This is a genomic window from Sporomusa acidovorans (assembly GCF_900101845.1).
Classification (GTDB): Bacteria; Bacillota; Negativicutes; order Sporomusales; family Sporomusaceae; genus Sporomusa; species Sporomusa acidovorans.
In genome coordinates this window covers 1-1,831 of the sequence record NZ_FNAM01000116.1, presented here as the reverse complement: position 1 = coordinate 1,831, position 1,831 = coordinate 1, and the positions used below count along the sequence as shown (strand labels likewise).

2 protein-coding genes and 2 tRNA genes are annotated in these 1,831 nt (G+C 41.7%); all 4 read left to right on the top strand.

The annotated features are described in order from the left end of the window. The first annotated feature begins 18 nt into the window (after positions 1 to 18). Positions 19 to 94 (top strand) — tRNA-Asn (locus tag BLR65_RS28775). Between the two features lie 25 nt (positions 95 to 119). Next, positions 120 to 395, top strand: coding sequence for a hypothetical protein (locus BLR65_RS28770; RefSeq protein WP_176772836.1), 276 nt, complete (start codon positions 120 to 122; stop codon positions 393 to 395). Positions 396 to 519: 124 nt separating this feature from the next. Next, positions 520 to 1,482, top strand: a complete 963-nt coding sequence (locus tag BLR65_RS28765) for an acyl-CoA dehydratase activase (RefSeq protein WP_093798267.1) — start codon at positions 520 to 522, stop codon at positions 1,480 to 1,482. 106 nt (positions 1,483 to 1,588) lie between these two features. Then, positions 1,589 to 1,665 (top strand) — tRNA-Pro (locus BLR65_RS28760). Positions 1,666 to 1,831 lie beyond the last annotated feature (166 nt).

Below are 1,831 nucleotides of genomic sequence, written 5' to 3'. Positions count from 1 at the left end.
TTCGACTCACGAATACATTCCTCGATAGCTCAGTTGGTAGAGCAATCGGCTGTTAACCGATCGGTCGTAGGTTCGAGTCCTACTCGGGGAGCCATATGTCTATAGACGCATTCACTGTTGTGATTGCGTTTTTTTATTTTTCGAAATTATATTCCGGTGCGGATATCGACAATGTAGTTGAAGTGGCAACGGAGAAGGTGATACATGAGATCATGTCGTCAGGCAAAGAACGACCTATTTTCATGAAGGATCTGCTTGACGCGATTACAAGTACGAAGCCCTCCACCCTTGAATGGCTGAGAACAATAAAAAACTATGTAAAGTATGCTAATCAAGCTGGCTTGTACGATGATGTGGAAAGGTACTTATCCCAGCATAAAAAGGTATTGGGATAGGCTTTGCTGAAATCTTACTGCGTGGGGGCTTTGACGCTTACATAGAAACAGTAAAATTGGTAAGTATATATTAAGTGACTTACCATATTTTATAACTATGTTAGTTATATTAAGGAGGCTTCATATGCAGGCATATTTAGGGATTGATGTTGGATCAGTCAGTACCAATGTAACTGTTTTAGATGATAAAGCAGTGGTGCGTGATACTTTGTATATTCGTACACAGGGACGTCCCATTGAGGCCGTTCAAACAGGTTTGCGACAAATTTATGAACGCAATTCTAATCTTACAATACGCGGAGTGGGTACTACCGGTAGCGCAAGAGCATTAACCGGTGTGGTAGTAGGGGCGGATAGTGTAAAAAATGAGATAACCGCTCATGCTGTTGCGGCTATGCATTTAGTACCTGATGTGCAGACTGTCCTTGAAATTGGGGGGCAGGACTCCAAGATCATTATTCTTCGTGACGGTATTGTAACAGATTTTGCTATGAATACAGTATGTGCCGCCGGTACAGGATCTTTTCTTGATCAACAGGCGGCCAGACTTAACATTCCCATTGAAAGATTCGGAGACATTGCTTTGGAGTCTCAGGCACCCGTGAGAATTGCAGGCCGATGTGCCGTATTTGCCGAATCAGATATGATACATAAACAACAAACTGGTCATTCGATTGCTGATATTTTACACGGCTTATGCCAAGCATTGGTTCGAAATTATCTCAATAATGTTGGTAAAGGCAAACAAATTAAAGGACCAATCTTGTTTCAGGGAGGCGTAGCTGCTAATAAGGGAATGTGTCGGGCTTTTGAAGAGGCACTAGGAACTAAGATACTGGTACCACCGCATTACAATGTTATGGGGGCAGTCGGTGCGGCTTTATTGGCTAAAGAAGAGGTTGGTGGCAATAGGCCTTCTGCGTTTCGCGGTTTTGAAGTTAGTGATTTTAGTTATCAGCCTAAAAGCTTTGAATGTTCAGGTTGCGCTAATTTGTGTGAAATTGTCGAAATTAAATTAAATGGTGAAGTTATCGGGTGTTGGGGAGATCGATGCGGAAAATGGTCAAACACTGTGACGGTCGCTTAATTTGATAAAATAGATATATTGACATAACGTAAGCTGCGTGATATTATATAAAAGTCGCTCCGATATGGGGTAAGATGCTTAAAACTTTGTTTATACTTAATTACATCGGGGCGTGGCTCAGTTTGGTAGAGTACCTGGCTTGGGACCAGGGGGTCGCAGGTTCGAATCCTGCCGCTCCGACCAGTCAAATACCAAAAATTGCTATTTGACATAAGCCTAACAAAGTGATATGCTAAGTAAGCTGCAATGTTCCCTGAAAACTGAACAATGTAAGTAATGCATCAAAAGCCAGATGTGCGGTTGAATTATCATTTGTGATAATTCAACGTCAATAAATAATTTCTTGATT

Coding starts and splice junctions, on each gene's coding strand:
- BLR65_RS28765 (WP_093798267.1), top strand. CDS start 520: ATGCAGGCATATTTAGGGATTGATGTTGGATCAGTCAGTACCAATGTA.